This is a genomic window from Winogradskya consettensis (assembly GCF_018332715.1).
Taxonomy (GTDB): Bacteria; Actinomycetota; Actinomycetes; order Mycobacteriales; family Micromonosporaceae; genus Actinoplanes; species Actinoplanes consettensis.
This window is the reverse complement of the sequence record NZ_BOQP01000050.1, coordinates 148,085-168,176: the sequence shown is the minus strand read 5'-3', so window position 1 is coordinate 168,176 and position 20,092 is coordinate 148,085. Positions and strand designations below refer to the sequence as shown.

General features: G+C 69.2%; 14 protein-coding genes. 7 read left to right on the top strand and 7 right to left on the bottom strand.

Annotated features, from left to right (window positions below; all coding sequences use genetic code 11):
• Window positions 1–6: 6 nt before the first annotated feature.
• Complete coding sequence (locus tag Aco04nite_RS40030) at window positions 7–1,374, bottom strand: KamA family radical SAM protein (protein WP_213002451.1); 1,368 nt, start codon at window positions 1,372–1,374, stop codon at window positions 7–9.
• Between the two features lie 377 nt (window positions 1,375–1,751).
• On the opposite strand from Aco04nite_RS40030, the gene Aco04nite_RS40025 reads away from it, so the two are divergent.
• Window positions 1,752–2,474 carry an SDR family NAD(P)-dependent oxidoreductase gene (locus Aco04nite_RS40025; protein ID WP_213002450.1) on the top strand — a complete coding sequence of 241 codons (723 nt, stop codon included), beginning with the start codon at window positions 1,752–1,754 and terminating at the stop codon, window positions 2,472–2,474.
• Here the strand turns inward: Aco04nite_RS40025 and Aco04nite_RS40020 are convergent.
• Window positions 2,406–5,405: a helix-turn-helix transcriptional regulator gene (locus Aco04nite_RS40020; protein ID WP_280519477.1), complete on the bottom strand. Its 3,000-nt coding sequence runs from the start codon at window positions 5,403–5,405 to the stop codon at window positions 2,406–2,408. The two genes, Aco04nite_RS40025 and Aco04nite_RS40020, sit on opposite strands and share 69 nt — an antisense overlap.
• Before the next feature lie 416 nt (window positions 5,406–5,821).
• Window positions 5,822–6,529, bottom strand: coding sequence for a glycoside hydrolase family 2 protein (locus Aco04nite_RS40015; RefSeq protein WP_213002448.1), 708 nt, complete (start codon window positions 6,527–6,529; stop codon window positions 5,822–5,824).
• Window positions 6,530–6,554: 25 nt separating this feature from the next.
• Here Aco04nite_RS40015 and Aco04nite_RS40010 point away from each other — a divergent pair, with 25 nt between their 5' ends.
• On the top strand, window positions 6,555–6,866 hold the full coding sequence (locus Aco04nite_RS40010) for a hypothetical protein (protein WP_213002447.1): 312 nt from the start codon (window positions 6,555–6,557) through the stop codon (window positions 6,864–6,866).
• On the opposite strand, the gene Aco04nite_RS40005 is transcribed toward Aco04nite_RS40010, so the two are convergent.
• Window positions 6,837–7,724, bottom strand: coding sequence for an AraC family transcriptional regulator (locus Aco04nite_RS40005; RefSeq protein ID WP_213002446.1), 888 nt, complete (start codon window positions 7,722–7,724; stop codon window positions 6,837–6,839). The genes Aco04nite_RS40010 and Aco04nite_RS40005 overlap by 30 nt on opposite strands.
• Before the next feature lie 73 nt (window positions 7,725–7,797).
• On the opposite strand from Aco04nite_RS40005, the gene Aco04nite_RS40000 reads away from it, so the two are divergent.
• From Aco04nite_RS40000 to Aco04nite_RS39985, 4 genes are all read left to right on the top strand, one after another.
• Entirely contained in the window at window positions 7,798–8,694 is an 897-nt protein-coding gene (locus tag Aco04nite_RS40000; RefSeq protein ID WP_213002445.1) for an SDR family NAD(P)-dependent oxidoreductase, read from the top strand.
• Window positions 8,695–9,291: 597 nt separating this feature from the next.
• On the top strand, window positions 9,292–11,541 hold the full coding sequence (locus Aco04nite_RS39995) for an MMPL family transporter (protein WP_213002444.1): 2,250 nt from the start codon (window positions 9,292–9,294) through the stop codon (window positions 11,539–11,541).
• A 104-nt stretch (window positions 11,542–11,645) separates the two neighbouring features.
• Entirely contained in the window at window positions 11,646–12,851 is a 1,206-nt protein-coding gene (locus tag Aco04nite_RS39990) for a sensor histidine kinase (RefSeq protein ID WP_213002443.1), read from the top strand.
• Window positions 12,848–13,528, top strand: coding sequence for a response regulator transcription factor (locus Aco04nite_RS39985; protein WP_213002442.1), 681 nt, complete (start codon window positions 12,848–12,850; stop codon window positions 13,526–13,528). Before Aco04nite_RS39990 ends, Aco04nite_RS39985 begins: the two co-directional genes overlap by 4 nt.
• Before the next feature lie 106 nt (window positions 13,529–13,634).
• Here the strand turns inward: Aco04nite_RS39985 and Aco04nite_RS39980 are convergent, their stop codons facing one another.
• Window positions 13,635–16,319, bottom strand: a complete 2,685-nt coding sequence (locus Aco04nite_RS39980) for an alpha/beta hydrolase family protein (RefSeq protein WP_213002441.1) — start codon at window positions 16,317–16,319, stop codon at window positions 13,635–13,637.
• A 189-nt stretch (window positions 16,320–16,508) separates the two neighbouring features.
• Between Aco04nite_RS39980 and def the strand changes: the two genes are divergently transcribed.
• Window positions 16,509–17,048 (top strand): peptide deformylase, encoded by a 540-nt coding sequence (gene def / locus Aco04nite_RS39975; protein WP_213002440.1) that lies wholly within the window; start codon window positions 16,509–16,511, stop codon window positions 17,046–17,048.
• A 76-nt stretch (window positions 17,049–17,124) separates the two neighbouring features.
• On the opposite strand, the gene Aco04nite_RS39970 is transcribed toward def, so the two are convergent.
• Together Aco04nite_RS39970 and Aco04nite_RS39965 are read right to left on the bottom strand one after the other, a co-directional pair.
• Complete coding sequence (locus Aco04nite_RS39970; protein ID WP_213002439.1) at window positions 17,125–17,340, bottom strand: hypothetical protein; 216 nt, start codon at window positions 17,338–17,340, stop codon at window positions 17,125–17,127.
• Between the two features lie 127 nt (window positions 17,341–17,467).
• Window positions 17,468–20,056, bottom strand: a complete 2,589-nt coding sequence (locus Aco04nite_RS39965; protein WP_213002438.1) for an ATP-binding protein — start codon at window positions 20,054–20,056, stop codon at window positions 17,468–17,470.
• Window positions 20,057–20,092 lie beyond the last annotated feature (36 nt).

Here is a 20,092-nt window from a genome sequence, read left to right as displayed (position 1 = left end):
CGTCCTTCAGGAGTGGGCGCTGAGCGCCGGGGTCAGGTCGTCACCGGTCGCGGTCAGCCAGTGCCGGCGGCCGGACTCGGGAAGGGTGTGCAGCGGGTCGTAGTAGTGGCAGGCCTGCTCGGGGGTGCCGGCGGCCGTCGTGTCGAAGCTGGGTGTCCAGCGGGAGATGCCGGTCTCCCGGTCGTAGTCGGTGACCTGGTGCACCCATCGTTTGCCGGCGTACGGCACGTCGCAGACCAGCCGGGGGGTCGCGAAGCCGGGCAGGTAACCCATGATCGAGTCCTGCAGTCGCTGGGCCTCGGCGAGCGACAGCCGCCAGTGCTCGGACTGCGGGATCATGTCGCAGAGATAGAAGTAGTACGGCGTGATGCCGGCGCCATCGAGCAGCCCGAAACACAGGTCGAGCAACGCCTGGCGGGTGGCGTTGACGCCGTCCATCAGCACGCCCTGGTTCCGGACGTCGCGCACCCCGGCCTCGAGCATCGCCCGGGCCGCCTCGGCGACCAGCGGGGTCACCTGCTGGACGGCGTTGACGTGGGTGTGCACCGCCAGGCCGACACCGCGGCGGCGGGCCACCCCGGCGACCCGGGCCATGCCGGCGCGGACGTCGTCGCCGAGCCAGTGCTGGGGCAGCCCGGCGAGGGCCTTGCTGGCCAGCCGGATGTCACGCACCGAGTCGATCTCGAGGAGCCGGTCGAGGAACTCCTCGAGCCGGGGCCAGGGCAGGTTGGCCACGTCACCGCCGGAGACCACCACGTCGCGTACGCCCGGAGTGGCCCGCAGGTACTCGATCATCCCGGTGAGCCGGTCGGCGGGTTTGAGGGCGAACCGGTACTTCGTGACCTGCGGTGTCGAGGGGCCGACCAGGTCCATCCGGGTGCAGTGCCCGCAGTACTGGGGGCAGGTCGACACCACCTCGGCCAGGACCTTGGTCGGGTAGCGGTGGGTCAGCCCCTCCCGGACCCACATCTCCGCCTCGTGCAGGGAGTCGCGGGTGGCGTACGGGTGGCTCGGCCAGCGGGGATGGCGGTCGGAGGCGACCGGCAGCATGTACCGGCGAACGGGGTCGGCATACAGGCGGTCGGTGTCCCAGACGTGGTCCGGGACCATGGTGTTGAGGATGTGCGGAGGCAGGAGCAGGGACATCGTCGCGCTGCGTTCCTGGTCGAGGGTCAGGTCGGCGAAGAACGCGTCGTCGAGCAGGTCGCCGGTCGTGGCCCGCAGCTGCCGCACGTTCTTCACGCAGTGGGCGCGCTGCCACTGTGGATCCCGCCATTGTGCGGCTGTCACGTCCCACCAGCCCGGGAACCGGCGCCAGTCCGGTTCGACCGGTTCGCGGTACCGGTAGTCGTAACGCTGTCTCTGCTCGGACATGTGCCTTCGGTCCTCCGCCCCACTCGCGATGTCGGCACCGGACGACGCCGGGACCTCGATCAGCATCGGCACCGGCAGGTCTTCCGGTCACGCGTAGCCGCTACCCGTATTTGTGGGTAGCGATCACCGAGCGTGTTGACGGATGCCGGACCCTCCGGAGGTGACGGCTCGGAAACTTCTGCATAAACATCGTTTTGCCTGCTCTTCCCGCCCTGATACCAGGGGACGCGAAAATGGGTAGACCCGGTGATAACCGCAGCGCTGCGTAACCGGTTGTCCGATTCGCGACGGCCCAGGATCGTGGGTTGCGCCCGCTTCGCCCGGCCCGTTACCGTCGGCCGTCCCTTTCGGAATGTGACCCAGAGGAGCTTCGCCGCATGCGCAACGTGATCGTCACCGGTGGTGCCACCGGCATCGGATACGCCGTCGCCGAGGCCTTCGCCACCGCCGGTGACCAGGTCGTCATCACCGGCCGGCGCAAGGAGGTGCTCGAGGCGGCGGCCACCCGGCTCGGACCGGCGGTACGGGCCGTGAGCTTCGACGCCGCCGACCCGATCGCGGTCTCGAACGCACTCGCCGACCTGCCCGGGACCGTTGACGTGCTGGTCAACAACGCCGGCGGCAACACCGACTTCCTCGCCCCCGACGACGACAGCCTGGCCGCGCTCGCCGCGAGCTACCGCGCCAACCTGGACGCCAACCTGCTCTCCGCGGTCCTGGTCACGGCGGCGCTGCAGCCCCGCTTCCCGGACGGCGCCCGGATCGTCACGATCGGTTCGATCGCCGCGGCCAACGGCGCCGGCAGCTACGGCGCGGCCAAGGCCGCGGTGGAGTCGTGGAGCGTCTCGGTCGCCACCGAGCTCGGACCGCGGGGCATCACCTCGAACGTAGTGTCACCCGGACTGGTCACGGAGACCGAGTTCTTCCGGGGCCGCCTCACCGACGAGCGCACCGCCCGGCTGGTGGCCACCACCCTCAACAAGCGGCCCGGCGCGCCCACCGACATCGCCGCAACCGTCACCTTCCTCGCCTCACCCGGCGCGGGCCACCTCACCGGGCAGGTATTGCACGTCAACGGCGGCGCCTACCGCTCGCATTGAGTCGGCGTCACGCACCGAACGGGCACCCACGTCGCCGAGCGCATCGCGGCCCGCCACCCCGGTCTTGGTGATGAGGCTCGCGACGTGTTTCTCGGCCGTCCGCGGGGAGATGTGCAGCCGGGCCGCGATGGACCGGTTGCCCAGGCGCTGGGCGAGAAGCATCAAGACCTCGTACTCGCGGACGGTGACGCCCAGCGCCCGCATCGGCGCCGGCACCCGGGTCGAACCCGACCGGCGCTGGCGGACCGGCGCACCCGCCTGCCGCAGCAGGGCCCGGCAGGCACCGGCCACGATCGACATCCCGGCGCCGTGGAAGTAGTCCTCCGCCTCCCGCAGCCAGGCCTCCGGGTCGCCCCACCCGTCCCGCAGGGCTGCCTCCGCGACCAGCCGCCTGCACAGATGCAACGCAGTCGGATACCGCCCGGCCGCCCGCTCCGCCGCCGCCATCGCCCGGCCCGCGTCTGCCTGCGCCAGCACGGCTCCACCCGCCCGGCCCGCTCGGATGGCGTCCGCGAACAGGGCGAACGCCCGGTTCCAGGGGGTGGCGAGGGCCGAGGCCGTCGCCGGGCCCGGGTCGTCGCCGTCCAGGACCGCCAGCAGCCGTGCCATGCCCTGCCAGCCGCCCTCCGGCGCGTCACCGGCCGCCCGGGCCCGCTCCACCTGCTGCAGCGCCCGTTCCCGGTTCTCGTCGAGCAGGGCCAGAAACACACCCGCCATGCCGTGCAACAGCGGTGCGTTGCGGGGATGATCCGCCTTGTGGCCCCCCTCGCGCAGCCGCACGAGCGCGTCCTCGAGATCCCGGCCCCGGCCCCGGTGGGCGGCCAGCACCGCGGTGACGACGCGCAGTTCCCGGACCGCGTGGCCCAGGCCCAGCTTCTCCGCACCGGCCAGTGCCGCGTCCAGGCGCACGCTCGCCGCCGTGGTGTCACCGGCCCGCACCTCGTGCAGCGCCAGCATCGCGTCCGCGTGGTAGCGGACCACCGCCGCACCGGTGTGGTCGGCGTGCTCCAGGACGCGGCGCAGAGGGACGTCGTCCTCGGTGGCCGTGGACGCCTCCGTCGCCAGCAGCAATTGGGTGAACACCCGCCATCGTGATGTGCGGCCGTCGGGAGCCAGCCGGCGCATCCGGGCGAAGCAGATCGCGGCTTCGGTGGGCTCGCGTCCGCGCAGGACCGTGCCGAGCACGTACCAGGCTTGGCACGCCACGTCCGCCGTACCCTCCTGCGGGGTGGCCTCCTGCGGGTCGTGCAGTGCCGCCAGTGCCCGCCGTGCGCTGGTCTCCGCCGCGGCGAACGCGTCCCCGGTGCCGCCCTGCAACTGCAAATTGGCTTCGGCCGCGTCGATCGCCGCCGTCGCCGCGGGGGTCGCGCCCTGGCCCAGCAGGGTGCGTGCGGTGGCAAGATGGGTCAGGCCGAGCGAATACCGTCCCGCGACAAGGGCAGACCATGCCTGGCGTACGCACAACCGCGCGCGGTCCTCGGCCGAGAAGTCCCCGTCGGTCTCGCCGGCCCCGAGCGCCAGCGCCTGCCGCACCCGGCCGGAGTCGGTGAGCGCCTGCAGCAGCGCCTCCAGGGCCCGCAGCCGCGCCGCGTCATCAGGGTCGTCGCGCAGGAGTTGCCGAGCCCGTTCCAACCTGTCCACCGCGGCGTGCGGGCCCATGTCCTGCAATATGCGTACGCCCGCCTCGGTGAGCAACCGACCGGCGGCCGGCCGATCGCCGGTCTGCAGCCGTAACCCGGCGACCAGCTCGCACCACTCGCCGGGCAGACCCGGCCGGCGGGCCTCGATCTCCTCGGCGGCGCGGCGGGCCAGCTCCACCCGGGCCTTCGGCAGCAGCCTGTTCTGCAGCACCCCGGCTGCGAAGGGGTGCACGAACGCATACCACCCGGTGTTGTCCATCCGCAGCAACCGCTGGTCCACCGCCGCCCGGGCGTATTGCTCCGCCTGATGGTCGTTCACCCCGGCGACGACCCGGGCGACGGCCAGAGGGAACCGCTCGCCGATCACCGCACCGGCCGACAGCACCTGCAGCCCCAGTGGGCCGAGGCGCCCGGCGTCCGCGGCGACGCGCCGGGCGGCGGAGGCCGGGACGGGACGGCTCACCAGCGGCCCGTGCACCTGCCAGCCACTCTCCTCGGCGACCAGCGTCCCCGACGAGACCATGGCCGAGAGAAATTCCTCGGCGAGCAGGGGATTGCCGGCGCTGTCCACCCACAACCGGTCCAGCACGGAGTCCGGCACGGCCGTAGGGTCTGCGCCGAGCACGGACGCGGCCATGCGCCGCAGGTCAGGGCGGTTGAACGGTGACAACCGCACCAACGTGCCCGTCGCGCGCCGGCAACTGCTCTCGGCGAGGTCCGTCGCCGCCCCGGGCTCGTCGCGCACGGTGCAGATCAACAGGACCGGCTGCCCGGCGAGGTTGTCGATCAGGTACTCGACCACGGCCAGGGTCTGGGGGTCCGCGTCCTGCAGGTCGTCGAGCAGCAGCAGGCAACCCTGGCCCCTCCCGGCCAGCGCGGCGAACCGCAGGATGGCCTCGGCGAGCACGATGACCGAGGTTCCGTCACTGCCGGGGTGCTGCGTCGCGGGATCGTCGCGCCAGTGCGGTACCAGCCGTCCCAGCACCGACAGGTACGGGCCGAGTTCGGTGAGTCCGGGCGGCGCGGGTTCTCGCAACCCGGAGAACAGCGCCTCGGTGAAGGCCCGCAGCGGCGCGTCGGGGCCGATCCTGCTACCCCTGCCGCGCAGCACCTGGATCCCGGCGGCACCGGCACGCCGGTGAACCTCGGCGGCCAGGCGGGTCCGCCCGATGCCCGTCTCGCCCAACAGGAAAACGGCCGCGCCCCGACCCGCCGCGACATTCGCGAGCGACTCGTCGAGAAGCCTGAGTTCCATACTGCGACCGATGAGCGACGCCGCCCGGGTATTCATGACAACGCACATTAGCGGAATGGTCCCTATGCTGCGTGTCCGATTTTGTCCATTTGCTGACCGCAATGGGGGATGGGGTAGTACGAACGGTGGATGTACCTATCCACCACTCTTCGCGGGTGACGCAGCGCTGGTATGAGAGCTACCCCCCGTGGTCGTCAACTAGATCAAATAGGTTTAATATGGAGCTTCTGGCAGAGGCTCGATCCATTGATGCGCATTGACGAATTGCCAGGTCGCCCGGCTTCTGTTAATCGTCTCGACATGCCGAGGACGACCCGGCGCCATTTATCTCCAGCGGTGAACTCCGTCTTGCCGGCCGAGTCGACAAGGGCCTTTGGTCCTTTTCACCGCCTGGTCGAATTCGACCGTCCACTTCGGCCGGACCGGGCGCGGCCGTCGCGCACCACCAGGGGTCAGGAGTTGTAGGCCTCCGCGGTCACGGTCAGGCCGCGGGGACGGCCCAGTCGCTTCGGCCACGTGAAGGCGACCTTGCGGCTCTCGTCGGGCAGGAGCCAGAAGTAGTTGTCGTCGTAGGTGGCCGGCAGGACCCGGTTGCCCTTGCCGTCGCGCAGTGCCAGCCGAACCAGGGGCGCCACCACAGACCCGCGGTTGGTCACGGTGGCGACGGAGGAAGCGTCAAAGGAAACAGTCAGCCGGGTACGCGGCATCCTCGTCAACGCACGCATGTCGGCCGGGGTGGCGTAGCGCCAGTACGTGTTCTCGGAGATGAGCTGCTTGCGGTTGTCGCGCAGCTCCAGGCGTACGAGATGAAGTGCTGAACCGGCGACGGCTTGGACCTGGAACGCGGGTGTGGTTGAGGAGGGCGCGACGGTGAGCTTCTGGGTCTGGGTCCGGCCGAGCTGCCGGCCGGAGAGGTCGTAGCAGCGGGCGGTGACCGTGACCGCGGACAGCGCCGCCGGGGTGTGGTTGACCGCGCGGACCTGCCAGGTGCCGGGGTCGGCCTGGATGTGCCGGGGCGCGTCTGGTGAACTCGTCCAGGGAGCCCGCGACGCCGAGCCGGTCCTCGATGGCCTTCTGGTAGCGGTCGACGTGCTGGTTACCCTTCCAGGCCCAGTCGTGGTACGCCCAGACCTCGCTGATCGGCCACTCCGGCTCGTCACCCACGAGGTTGCGTATGGTCTCGGCGTGCGGGATGACCGGCATGCCGATCTCGGTGTGGAAGCCCAGCACGCCGGCCTTGTAGAGGTCCGGGTCGGTGTACGTGGCCGGTTCCCCCCAGTGCCACGGGCCGGAGCCGCTGACGACACCCCCGTTCGACGACGGGACGTACGCGATCTCCGGGTCCTCGGCCGCGATCGCCGCCCGCAGACCCGCGTCGATCGCGGCGGGCGGGAATTCCTCTACGTGGGCAATCCCGCCCAGGCGATGTACGAGAAGCACGGCTACCGCTACTACGACCTCACCTCGTCAGGCGGCTCTGCGGTACGCCGCGGGTGAGACACCCATCGCCCGTTTGAAGGCCACGCTCAGCGCGCTCTCCGAACCGTATCCGATGTCGCGGGCGATGACGGCGACGGTGTCGCGGTCGTGGCGCAACCGGTTCGCGGCCAGTTCGATGCGCCAGCCGGTGAGATATTCGTACGGGCCCTGACCGACAACCTCCCGGAACCGGGCAGCCATGGTGGAGCGGGACACCGCGGCCACCCGGGCCAGCTCGGCGACCGTCCAGGGGTGGGCCGGGTCGGCGTGCACCGCGCGTAGGGCCGGCCCCGCCACCGGGTCTGCGAGGCCGGCCAGCCAGCCGTTCGGGGTGACCGGCTGCAGTCGCAGGATCTGGATGAGCATGACGACGGCGAGGTGCTCGACGACCAGCCCGGCACCCAGGCGGCGATCGTTCAGCTCGTCGCCGATTCGTTCCACCGCCCAGCTCACGGCGGTGGCTTCCGGGCTCCCGGCCCGCGAGAGTATGACGGGAGGAAGGGCGTCCAGGAGCAGTGCGCGGGCCCGGTCGCCGAAGGTGAACCCACCGCCGATCAGGTCGACATCCTCACCGGTGCCGGCCCGGGCGACACCGCCGCCGGCGAAGATCTGTTCGGCGGGTACGGCTGTCGCGTCCGGGTCGCTCGACAGCCGGAATGCCCGCGGCTGGGTGAGCAGGAAGCAGTCGCCGGCGGTGAGCTCGATCGTGCCGTCGACGCCGTCCACGCTCAGCCGGCATCGGCCGCGGCGGACGGCGTTGAACTTGACGCCGGCCGGTGGCGGGAAGCTCACCGCCCACGAGCCGCCGCCCACCATGCCGGCCGAGAGGTAGCTCGTCGTACCGAGCAGCGACAGCACGTCCTGCAGAGGGTCCATATCTGGACTATCCCACAAGTTTTGTGGACTTGAAAACAGGGATTGTCCAGCACGAGGGATCTACCGTTCTCGTATGACCTTCACCGCACGCACCACAGCCACCGAGATCCTGGACGGCGTCGACCTGACCGGGCGCCGCATCATCGTGACCGGCGGCGCCACCGGTCTCGGCGCCGAGACCGCCCGCGTCCTGGCCGACGCCGGTGCTGATGTCACCGTCGCAGTCCGGCATCCGGAGGCTGCCCGCACGCCGTTCCGGACCGCCGCGCTGGACCTGTCCGACCTCGATTCCGTCGCCGCCTTCGTCCGGGGCTGGACCGGCCCGCTGGACGCCCTCATCGCCAACGCCGGCGTCATGGCCATTCCCGAGCGGCAGGTCAACCCTCAGGGCTGGGAGATGCAGCTCGCCACCAATTACCTGGGCCACTTCGCCCTCGCCCTGGGCCTGCACGACAACCTGGCCGCGTCCGGTGCGGGACGGCTCGTCGTGGTCAGCTCGGGCGCGCACCGCGACGCCCCGTTCGACTTCGACGACCCGCAGTTCGAGCGCCGCCCGTACGACCGCTGGCAGGCCTACGGTCAGTCCAAGACAGCCGACGTGCTACTGGCCGTCGGCGCAGCCCGCCGCTGGGCCGCCGACGGCATCACCGCCAACGCGCTCAACCCGGGCTGGATCATGACCGGCCTGCAACGCCACGTCGACGACGACACCATGAAGGCAATGGGCGCGATGGACGACAACGGGGTGATCATCGAGCAGCCGTACTCCAAGACACTCTCGGAGGGTGCCGCCACCTCGGTCCTGCTGGCCGGGTCACCACTGGTGGCAGGAGTCACCGGCAAATACTTCGAGGACAACGCGATCGCCGGCCCCGACCAGGCCGCAGCGCACGCCCTGGACCCGGCGACGGCCGACCGGCTCTGGGCGTACGCGTCCGAGTCGGTCACCGCGTCGCCGGCCCGACGCTGATAGCGGCAACTCATTCGCTGCGAGGAGGTCGCCCAGCTCGTCGGTGTCAGCATCGCGTAATACACCCGGCGACCGTGTCGGCCCACTTATTCGATCTGGTCCGGTCGGTCACCGGCCCTCGGCGAGCTCCCCGTGCCAAGCCCGAGGCCCGCGTCTAAGCGCCTGCCAAAATTTCTGTACGTAACTCACTCGGGAAGAGGGACGTAGCGACGTAAAAAACCTCGTCGTGGGTTCGGATCGAGTTACCACACACGACCGAAACCCCCGACGAGGTCAACGCCAGTATGCGCCCTGCGCACGTCTACGCCCGCAACACACCGAACGGCGGCACCCACCTGTCCGGCATCACGACCTCACCCTGGCTACCCCCCACTCGCGGGATGTTGGAGCTGTGGCGGTCGTCGGCGGGGACTGAGATCGCGTCCGGGGTTCTCCCGTGGGTTCTGCAGGGTCGTGGCTCTACTGAGAATGCAGTAGGGGCCGTGGTGCTTACTGCGTTCGCAGTAGCCGTTTCTGTCGGTAGTTGCACGACGACGGCAAGGGGTCTGAGCAGCCACGATTGGAGTGATTCCGAGATCAGATGTGGAGATTCCCGCTGTGGCTGCTTTTCTGTATCGACTGGGCCGTTGGGCCTTCCGGTGGCGCTGGCGTGTGGTGCTGCTGTGGGTGGTGGTGCTGGGTGCGCTCGGCGGTTTGAGCATGGTGTCGTCGCCGGGACCGGAGAGTTCGGCGTCGATTCCGGGCACCGAGTCGCAGGACGCCTTCGACCTGATCACCGAACGTTTTCCCGGTGCCGATGTCACCGGCGGCAGTGGCGCCAACGCGAAGATCGTGTTCGTCGCACCGCAGGGGCAGAAACTCAGCGATACCGCGAACAAGGCGACCATCGAACAGGTTGTCGAGCAGGCCGGTCAAGGCGCTCAGGTAGCCGGTGCGGGCAAGCCGGTCACGTCGGCGGACGGCTCGACGGCTTACGCGACGATCACCTACACGGTGAAGGCCAAGGAGCTCACGGACGCCACCAAGCAGGCCTTGGAAGCCTCCGTCCGCACCGGGCAGGACGCTGGGCTGACAATTGATGTCGGCGGCAACGCACTGGCGGCGCAACCGTCCGGCGGGTTCACCGAGATCATCGGCATTGTCATTGCCGCTGTCGTGTTGTTGGTGACGTTCGGGTCGCTGGTTGCCGCCGGGATGCCGCTGCTGAGCGCGCTGATCGGTGTCGGTGTCGCCCTGTCGGCGATCCTCTGCCTGGCAAGCACCTTGGGTTTGTCGACGGCGACCAGCACCCTTGCCCTGATGCTCGGGCTGGCGGTCGGCATCGACTATGCGGTGTTCATCGTCTCGCGCTACCGCGAGGAGCGGGCCCGGGGACGCGAGCCGGAGGAAGCCGCCGGTCTGGCCGTCGGGACCGCCGGTTCGGCTGTCGTGTTCGCGGGCCTGACCGTGGTGATCGGCTTGGCCGGTCTGTCCGTGGTCGGGATTCCCACGCTGACCCAGATCGGTCTTGCCGCCGCCGGAGCGGTGCTGGTCTCGGTGATCGTGGCGTTGACGCTGGTGCCCGCTCTGCTGGGTACGGCGCCCCGTCTGGTCCTGGCCCGCTCGGTGCGCCGAGGTGCTGCGGCCACCACTTGGTGGACACGGCTGGCACGGCGCCGTAGCCGGACGGTCGTGGACCGGCCCAATCGGGGAAGCCGCTGGGCCCGGTTGGTGCTGCGCCATCCGCTGCCGATCCTGCTCCTCGCCGTCGTAGGTCTAGCCGTGATCGCCTTGCCCGCCACGAAGATCCACCTCGGCATGGCCGGAGACGAGTCGAAACCCACGTCGACCGGGGAACGGCGCGCCTACGACGACCTCGCGAACGGGTTCGGAGCCGGCTTCAACGGCCCGCTGACCATCGTCGTCGACGCCCAGGGTGCCACCGACCCGAAAGCCGCGGTGGCCGCGACCGCGGAGCGTATCGCCGCTACCACTGGCATCGTGTCGGTCTCGCCAGCCAGCTTCAACCAGGCCGGCGACACCGCCCTGTTCACCGCCGTACCGTTCACCGCCCCGAACGACGACCGGACCGTTGACCTGATCCACGTTCTACGCGACGAACGGCCCGCGATCGATGCCGCGACCGGGACGACGTTCTTCGTCACCGGCGCCACGGCGGGCAACATCGACAGCTCCCAGAAGGTCCTCGGGGCGCTGGTGCCGTACCTGGGAATCGTGGTGGGTCTGGCATTCCTGCTCTTGATGGTCGTCTTCCGGTCGGTGCTGGTCCCGCTCAAGGCGGCGCTGGGTTTCCTGCTGTCGGTGCTCGCGGCGCTCGGCGCAGTGGTCGCGGTGTTCCAGTGGGGCTGGCTCGCCGCCCTGATCGGTGTACAGCAGACCGGTCCGATCATGAACACCATGCCGATCGTGATGGTCGGTATCGTGTTTGGTCTGGCGATGGATTACGAGGTCTTCCTCGTCGCCCGGATCCGCGAAGCCCACACGCACGGTGAGAACCCTCGCGACGCGATCGTCTCGGGCTTCAATCACAGCGCCCGGGTCGTGGTCGCCGCCGCCCTGATCATGATCGCGGTCTTCTCCGGCTTCGTCGGCGCCGGTGAGACGTTCATCAAGACGATCGGCTTCGGTATGGCCATCGCCGTGCTCTTCGACGCCTTTGTCGTACGCATGACCATTGTGCCGGCTGCGCTCGCGCTGCTCGGTGAGCGTGCGTGGTGGCTGCCGCGCTGGCTCGACCGGATCCTGCCGCACGTCGACATCGAAGGCCAAACCCTCACCGGCCTGACTGCCGCCTCGACACACACCGGTGCGGACGACGCGGCCCGGATGGTGACGCCGGCCCGCTGACCGATGCACCGGTGGAACCGCTCGAGAGTGATATGAGCGGTCCCACCGGTGCATCGTCCGGACGTCATTCACCATGGTCACAACAGGCGCGGCAGGAAGGCCCGATGATCAGCATTTGGCAGCAGCAACTCAGGCGGCATCCTCGCGCCCTGGACTTTGTCGGCGCGGCACTGTTGTGGCTCGCCTCGGTCCCCGGCACTACCATCAGCGCAGGTGGCGCACCCCAGCCGCCGAGGTGGTGGCCCGGCGTCGTGCTGACCGGTGTCTCGTGCGCAGCACTGTTGTGGCGCCGGCACCACCCGCGGGCAACCGTCCTGGTCGCAGCCGGTGTGGCCATGGCCACGGCCGCGCTGGGGTACACGCTGACGGTGCTGTTGTTGGCGCCGTTGATGGCAGCGTTGTTCACGCTCGCCGACCGCACCGATCGCAGCACCACCACGCGGTTCACCGGGGTTGTGGTCGTTCTGGTCGTGGTGACGGCCCTGATCGCCGGGCCCGCCGACGAACCGGTGGCGTTCAAGGCGATCAGCCCTGTGGCCTGGCTGCTGCTGCCGGCCGCCTTGGGCTCCACCGCCCGGTTCCGCCGCGCCTACCTGGAATCGATGCGGGCCCGCGCCGAGTACGCCGAACGTGCCCGCGACCAGGAGGCCCGGCACCGGGTGATGGAGGAACGCATGCGCATTGCCCGTGAACTGCACGACGTCGTCGCCCACCACCTGGCCCTGGCCAACGCCCAGGCCGGCACGGTCGCCCACCTCGTCCGGACCCGCCCCGAGCAGGCCGAGAAGATGGTCACCGAGCTGGCCGGCACCACCTCCGCCGCTCTACGCGAGATGAAAGCCACCGTCGGGCTGCTACGCCAGGCCGACGACCCGGACACCCCGCTGGACCCGGCCCCCGGCCTCGACCGGCTCGGCGAGCTGACCGCATCGTTCGCCGCCGCGGGTCTCACCGTCACCGTCGAGGTGGAGGGCCGGCCCCGGCCGCTGGCCGCGGGAGCCGACCTGACCGCATACCGCATCGTGCAGGAAGCCCTCACCAACGTCACCAAGCACGCTGGCACCCCAACCGCGGAGGTACTGCTCCGCTACTCCCATAACCGGGTCACCATCAGCATCACCAACGATGTCGCCGGCCCGTCATCGGCAAGCATCGCGGACAGCTCAGGCTTTGGGCTGATCGGCATGCGTGAACGCGCACTGTCCGCCGGAGGTCTGCTGCGCGCCGGCAACCGACCGGCGGGCGGGTTCGAGGTCATCACCGAATTACCCCTGCCGGATCAACCACTCACTGGGGATCGTGCGTCATGACCATCCGCGTGCTGCTCGCCGACGACCAGGAACTGCTGCGGTCCACGTTCCGCATCTTGATCGATTCCTGTGACGACATGGAGGTCGTCGCCGAAGCTGCCGACGGAGCCGAGGCCGTCGAGCTCACCCGCAATCATCGGCCTGACGTCGTCGTCATGGACATCCGCATGCCCGGCACCGACGGCCTCGCCGCGACCGCTGCTATCTGCGGCGACCCCGAGCTCGCAGGCACCCGGATCCTCATCCTTACTACCTTCGAGATCGACGAGTACGTCGCCCAGGCACTGCGTTCCGGCGCCAGCGGATTCCTCGGCAAGGACGTCAGCACCAGCACACTGCTGGCGGGTATCCGCACCGTCGCGGCGGGGGAGGCCCTGCTGTCCCCGCAAGCCACCCGCACACTCATCACCCGGTTCCTGAACACTCCGGAGCCCGGCACGCCGGACCTGGATGCTGTCCAGCGGGTTCCGGTCGATCTCGCCGCACTGACCGGACGGGAACGCGAAGTCATGATTCTCGTCGCCGAAGGCCTGTCCAACGCTCAGATCGCGGAAAAGCTGTTCGTCAGCCCGCTCACCGCCCGCACCCACGTGCACCGAGCCATGGCGAAATTAGAAGCACGCGACCGTGCACAGTTGGTGGTGATCGCCTACCGGACCGGCCTGGTCTCGTGGTGATGTCGCCGGGCTCGGATCAGCGTACAGCGGCGCTGACGGTGCGTGGAAGCCCTGGACATAGGGCAGAGGCGGCCGACCCGCTCGAGCCGACCGCCAATATTGGACTCTATTGATCTGGCGTGTCGGTCACCGTTCCGACGGCCCCGCCCACTTCAGAGCTGAACTGCAGGGACACCACCTCGGGTCCCTCTACGACGGTGTCGGTCACCGTGGGTATATCGATGTCGGCGCTGAGCTCGCCGCCGTAAACGTAGGTGTAAGCGACAGCGCCGGTCTGTGACAGCGGCCGTTCCGGCTCAGGGCGTTCGGCGGAGTTCTCCAAGAGCCAGTCAGGATCGACGTCCAGGGTCGACAGCTCTGTGCCCTCGGCGGGCGCCTCGACCGTGCCAATCACCAGGATCGCCGTCTCGGCCTCGGTGGACAGCGTTGCCCGCCAGCTCAGCGTGCCGCCCTCGGCAACTGTGTCCGCGACCGGAGTGAGGCTGATCTGTGGTGCCGGATCGTCGTTGCGGACCTCGACCGTGCCCTGGTAGTCACCGACGACCAGGCCTCGCTCCGCCTTAGCGAGCAGCCGGATCTCCTCACCTTCGCCGTACAGGGTGTCGCCCGTGACCTCGACCGGCACCTCGATGAGGCGCTGGCCCGGCGCGACGGTCTCGGTCCAGGAGGTGCTCTCGAGGGTGGATGTGTCGAGCAGCGTCAACTGCACGCGCCCGCCTCCGTTGCCGGTCACCCGCACCGGCAGTTCGTAGGCGCGGCTGCCCGAGTCGCCTTCGGTCACCGAGATGTCCCCGAGGTCGATCCGTGGCAGCGAGCTCGTCCGCGGATCGGGCGTTCCCGGCCGGTAGCCCCAGGCGTCCAGCAGCCACGCTTGACCGTTCGCGGTGCGTGGGGTCAGTTCGAGGCTTGCCAGTTCACCGTGGAGTCCGCGCAGTGGCACCCGCACTTCCTGCGCCCAGAGCCCGACGGTCTGCCCGGTGCCGGGCAGCCCGTCGACGCGGACCTCGCCGATTGATGTCCGTTTTCCGGAGCGGTTCACCACGCTGACCCCGAACCGGGTGCCGGTCGAGTTCGGTGGCACGATCAGCCGTAACGCGAGATCCTGGTAGCCGGCGAGCGCTACCGGCTGCGCGGGGGTGAGGGTCAGCGGCGTGCCTGCTGCCGACCAGTGCATCTCGGCGGCGTAGCGGCCCGGTTCCGGGATCACCTGGCGGAACGTGGTGAAGTGCACCGCCCAGTTCCGGCCGGCCATCGACTTGACGCAGTAGTCAGCGGGTTCGTAGGTGATCTGCTCGCAGATCCGGGCCCCACCACCGGTGCGGATCGTCGGATCCGGTAGTAGCGCGGCCTTGCGGGCGCCGCCGAGGGCGTGACTGAGCACGTGCGCCGGGTCCGCCGACGGTGCGCGGACGCCGCTGCCATCCAGCAGCGGCAGCATCCGGTCGTCGCCGGTGAACAGCCGGGCGGCTGCCGCGATGTAGGTCGCGCCGACGTCCTGCTGCTGCTCCGCGGTCAGCCGGGTGGGTGCCGCCGTGCCGCACACCGCGTCGTTCGGGTCGGTGAATTCCCAGTCGTCGAAGGAGAACGCCGCCGCCTGACCGGGAGTCCATTCGGTGTTGAAGAAGTTGTGGTTGGCGCCGACGACGTACAGGGAACTGTGCAGGGCGGTGCCGGCGCTGACTCCGCGGGTCTCGTCGATGAACATCTGGCCCTGCAGGTTCGTGACGTCGCCGTCGCAGCCGGGCAGGATCGTGACCGACGGGACGTCCGGGACCGGGTTCTGCCCGAAGATCGTGGGCCCGATCAGCAGCATCCCGCGGATCGTCCAGCGGGTGGTGACGGGGTCTCCGGCCGGTGGGCTCAGCGAATCCATCGCCGCGCGGCTGACGCCCTCACCGCCTCGCGAGTGTCCCATCAGGAAGACGTTGCTCAGGTCAGCACGAGGCGCGGATCGCACGATCGCGGGCGCGGTGGCCCGGCCCGCCCCGGCCCAGTCCGCCCAGCGTGCGAGATGCTGGCGCACCAGTAATGACCGGCCCTGCGCCCCACCGTCGTCCAGTAAGTCGTCCTGCCCGTTGATGCCGTTCGCCGAGATCGACACGGTGATCCAGCCCTGCGAAGCGAGCAGCCGCTGCGCCTGCAGGTAGCCACGGTCGCTAGGGATCGGCTGGGTGCCACCGGGGCACGGCCACTCCATGAACCAGTCGTCGCCGCTGTAACAAGTCGCGTGCCGCCCGTGCAGGAACAACGCCAGGGGCCGCTTGCCCGGGGCGTTCTCCGGGGCGACAACGACAGCCTGCATCTCGACCGGTTCCGCATAGTCGGCCAGGGTGATCGCGGGGAGCTGGTACTCGCCTTCGACCGTCTTGTAGCGCCCTTTGACCCCCGGGTCGACGTTGCTCGCCGGGAGCACTGGGGGTGGGCTGACTGCTTGCTTCGCCTTGGCCTGCGGTACCGGTTCCGTCTGGTCGAGGCGTCGGCCCGCGGCACGTACGGAAAGATCGGTCAGGCTCGGTACCTGGCTGAGGCCGAGCCGGAAGGTCGTGTGATCGGGGGTGAATCGCGGCACGCCGAGCCGGCGCTCCCCGGAGAAGAATTCCACCGCGGAGTCCCCGGCCGGCACCTGCCGTCCAGCCCGCCAGACCAGCTGTCCCTGCTCGATGGACCAGCCGCCGGGCAGGACCGCCTGCGCTACCGGCGGGCCCGGCTCGGGCGCCGCCACGGCCTGCGTTCCACCGCCGAATACGAGCGCCCCAGCGAGCGCCGCAGCAAACAATCTCTGGATGCGCATGCCCCTCTTTATAGTCGCCGACGCCGATTCCGGCCCGGCCGGAATCAGCCGGGTTCAGCCGGTGCCGGCTGCACGTCTTGCCAAATCCACGTCATGAGGAGTTGTATGACGCCAGGAATCGGTAATCACCAGAATTTGTTCGCGAGGGCGCCAGGCGGAGACAGAATAGCCGTCTCGTATCATCGGGCAATGACGATAATTCCCGTTCGATTAGTTGGCGATCCGGTACTGCGGGAGCCGGCCAAGCCCGTAGTCGACTTCGATGCGGAACTGAAGAATCTGGTCGCGGATCTGCGCGAGACGCTCGCCGATAAAAACGGTGCCGGTCTCGCCGCGCCCCAGCTCGGAGTGAGCCTGCGCGTCTTCGTGTTCGCACCTCAGTTGCACGAGGGTGATCTCGACCATCTGATCAACCCGCAACTCGAGTTCCCCGATGAGGAAGAACAATTCGGCCCCGAAGGCTGCCTTTCCATCCCGGGAATCTATCTGGACACCAAGCGCCGGAAGAATGTGGTTGCCAAAGGCTTCACCGAGAAGGGCGACCCGGTTCAGGTCGTGGGTGAAGGCTTACTGGCCCGCTGTATCCAGCATGAGACGGACCATCTCGACGGCGTTCTCTTCGTCGACCGGCAAGACCCCGAGCAGCAGAAGCGGCTGATCACCACGCTGCGGGCCGCGGCCTGGTGGCAAGGCGAAGACACCCCGATTATCAAGGTCAGTCCGCACTGACGCTACGGCGCAGCAGCGCGATCAACCGAGGAGGTAGATCGCGCTGCTGCTGGCCCGCGGTCGCTGGGCGCCGCTGTCAGTCGTTGCCGCTGCCTGCGATGATGCTGCTGTCATCCGATCGCCGAGCGGAGCTACCAAGCCAGTCCATGGCCGTGGGAGCCGTGGCCGCGTTCTTCCGAGGGTCGTCCTCGCCATGGAAACCGGCGAGGAAGCCGCGCCAGGCTCCTCGGAAAACGAGGGGGGCGAGGAAGGCAGCAACTATGCCGCCGAGGAGAAGAAGAGCGATCTGCATCTTCCTAGTGTGCTGGACCGTTGGTGGTACCGGCACCACGTCTCGTCGTCGGAACCGGCCGGGTACAGCCGGATTCAGCCGGACCCGCACCTGTGGCTGACGTGTGCGCGGGTTCGGCAGCCGAGTTCTATAGAGTGCGGATGTCCTGGCAAGCCGCGGGCGGCGCACCGCGGGTGGACAGCAGGTTCTCGATGACAACGCGGTCGGGCAGGTTCTGCGTCGAAGCATAGGACAGCGCCGCCTGCCACATCGCCTGTGCCGCCGGCAGGTCGCCGAGCGTTGTCAGCGCCTGTCCGAGCAGAATACGCAGCCGCATCGCCGGGAGACGGGATCCTGAGCGGTGATGCTCTGCCAGTGCGGCCAGACCCGTCGTCAGTGCAGCGCGAGGACGCGCGGCGGCCAGGTGCGCTTCCACCATTGCGGCGTGGGCCCAGTCGTCGCCGATATAGCTGCACATGCCGCGGTCGAGCAGATCGCTGAGCAGCGCCGACCAGGTCGCCGCCTCGTCGTGGCGTCCGGTTCGTGCGCAGACCAGGACGAGACCGGCCAGTACGTCGTACCGGTCGATGTCACTTCCGGTTTCTTCTGCCGCCGCGAGGGCAGATCGCAGCAGGGGCTCAGCGAGCTCCGGTTCACCGAGCACGACATGGGTCATCGCCATCGTCACCTCGGCATTGGCGACCAGAAGCGGGTCGCCTCCGTGTACCGCTATCGCGTGATAGGTCGCGGCCTGCTGCTGCGCGTCGGCATACTCGCCGCGGATACGCCGCACGGTGGCAAGGTTGCCGTGCTCGCTGCCATCCCTCTCTGCTGAGGTGGTCTCGTCAGCGACGATGTCCTCGAAGACGCGCGTTGCCTTCGTGATGTCGCCGGTGCGGATGCAGATGTCGCCGAGGTTGTTCGACGCGATCATCGCGCTGCGGACGTCACCGGCCCGCAGATACTGTTCCCGGGCCGCGGTGAAGTCGGCGATTGGTGCGTCCGAGTTGCGCAGCCTGGTGCTGGCCAGGGCGAGCGACAGGTGACAGTTGGCGCGGCCGAGGGGGTCGTCGGCTGCCTCGGCGGTGCGGATCCCGGCCTTGGCCATGTCCATCATGGTGGACAGGCCCGCGCCGGCTCGGCTGTACAGGAACCAGCTGAGGCTGTGGACGAGGTGCCAGGCGAACGGTGCCAGGTTGTTCTCGGCTGCTCGGGACACGACGGCAGTCATGTTGGTCATCTCAAGGGTCAGCCAGGCGGCTGCGGCCGGGGCATCGGCGCACCGGTGTGGTTCTCCGGTCAGCGCCAGGGCGGTCCGGTCCCGGACGGATCGGCCGGGGAACAGCACTTCCGTCGCGGCATCTGCGCTCAGCAGATACCAGGAGAACAGCCTGAGCATGGCTTCCGGTTCGTCACCGGCCCGGTGGCGGGCGTACCGGGCAAGCAGATCGTGGGTGCGGTACCGGCCCGGCATGACTTCGAACAGGAGATGGGCGGCGAGCAGTTCCTCGATCTCCGGGACCGGGTCGATCGGCGGCCGGCCGAGCAGGACCGCGGCCGCCTCCTGGCCGATCTCCGGGCCGGGTACGAGCCCGAGAAGCCGGAACAGTCGCTGCGCAGAGTCTGGCAGCGCGTGGTAGGACACGTCGAATGCGGCCGCGACGGCACTCTCCGGGTCGCCGACCACCCTGAGACGATCGAGTGGGTCCGCATTGCGAAGCTCGCGGACGGTGGCGTCGAGAGTATGGCCGCAACGAGCCGACACGTTGGCGGCCACGATCCGCAGCGCTAGCGGCAGGTGTGCGCACAAGTGAGCCAGCTGCGCCGCGGCGTCGGGTTCCGCCCGTACCCGTGTCGCACCGAGGTGCACGGTGAGCAGGTCCCTCGACTCCGCCGGATCGAAGAGGTCCAGTGTGATCCGGGCTGCCCCTTCGCGGACGACCAGACCGGTGAGGGCGTGACGACTCGTGATCAGCGCGTGGCAGCCCCGTCCGCCCGGCAGCAGGGGGCGTACGTCGATGGTGTCGATGACGTTGTCCAGCACGACCAGCACGCGGCGGGTGGCCAGCAGAGACCGGTAGAGACCGATTTGCAGGGCGAACTGCGGCGGCACCCGGTCGACGGGCACACCGAGCGACTGCAGGAGAAGGGGTAACGCCTCTTCGGGCGAGATCGTGGGGTCGCTGGAGTATCCGCGCAGGTCGAGATAGAGCTGACCGTCCGGGAAGCGGTCGGCGATGTGGTGCGCGGCGTGGACGGCCAGCGTGGTTTTCCCGACGCCTGCGGTGCCGGTGATGACGGTCGCCGATGCGTCCTCGATGGCGGTGAGCACTTCGGTCAGGGCCGTCTGACGGCCGGTGAAGCCGGCGACGTCCGACGGGAGCTGACGGGGGATCCAAGCGTCCAGCTCGCCGGCCGCATCCGTGGGTGTCGTCGGCTCAGCAGTCCTGAGGTGCTCGAACAGGGTCCGCCATGCCTGTTCCCAGCGGGCTGTCTCCGTGGAGTCGGCGCCGCAGGCCTGCACCAGCGAGCGGACGATGTCGAGTGGTGGAAGCCGCCGGCGCTGGGTGTTCAGCGCATCCGACAGCGTGCTGCTGGCGATCCCGGTACGCCGTCGTAGCTCCTCCAGCGAGGGATTGCCACCCCACACCTTGGCATCGCGCAGGGCACGCACGAACTCGGCGACGCCGCTCGGTTCGTACGGTACCGGGAATTTCCGATCCGCTTCGATCTGCACGCGCGTGAGTGCAGGACCTGGTTCGCTGTTCACCCC

What these genes read in the sequence shown, in the direction of transcription:
- Aco04nite_RS40030 (WP_213002451.1), bottom strand. Translation starts at nt 1,374, where the DNA reads ATGTCCGAGCAGAGACAGCGTTACGACTACCGGTACCGCGAACCGGTC.
- Aco04nite_RS40025 (WP_213002450.1), top strand. Translation starts at nt 1,752, where the DNA reads ATGCGCAACGTGATCGTCACCGGTGGTGCCACCGGCATCGGATACGCC.
- Aco04nite_RS40020 (WP_280519477.1), bottom strand. Translation starts at nt 5,405, where the DNA reads ATGAATACCCGGGCGGCGTCGCTCATCGGTCGCAGTATGGAACTCAGG.
- Aco04nite_RS40005 (WP_213002446.1), bottom strand. Translation starts at nt 7,724, where the DNA reads ATGGACCCTCTGCAGGACGTGCTGTCGCTGCTCGGTACGACGAGCTAC.
- Aco04nite_RS40000 (WP_213002445.1), top strand. Translation starts at nt 7,798, where the DNA reads ATGACCTTCACCGCACGCACCACAGCCACCGAGATCCTGGACGGCGTC.
- Aco04nite_RS39990 (WP_213002443.1), top strand. Translation starts at nt 11,646, where the DNA reads ATGATCAGCATTTGGCAGCAGCAACTCAGGCGGCATCCTCGCGCCCTG.
- Aco04nite_RS39985 (WP_213002442.1), top strand. Translation starts at nt 12,848, where the DNA reads ATGACCATCCGCGTGCTGCTCGCCGACGACCAGGAACTGCTGCGGTCC.
- Aco04nite_RS39980 (WP_213002441.1), bottom strand. Translation starts at nt 16,319, where the DNA reads ATGCGCATCCAGAGATTGTTTGCTGCGGCGCTCGCTGGGGCGCTCGTA.
- def (WP_213002440.1), top strand. Translation starts at nt 16,509, where the DNA reads ATGACGATAATTCCCGTTCGATTAGTTGGCGATCCGGTACTGCGGGAG.
- Aco04nite_RS39970 (WP_213002439.1), bottom strand. Translation starts at nt 17,340, where the DNA reads ATGCAGATCGCTCTTCTTCTCCTCGGCGGCATAGTTGCTGCCTTCCTC.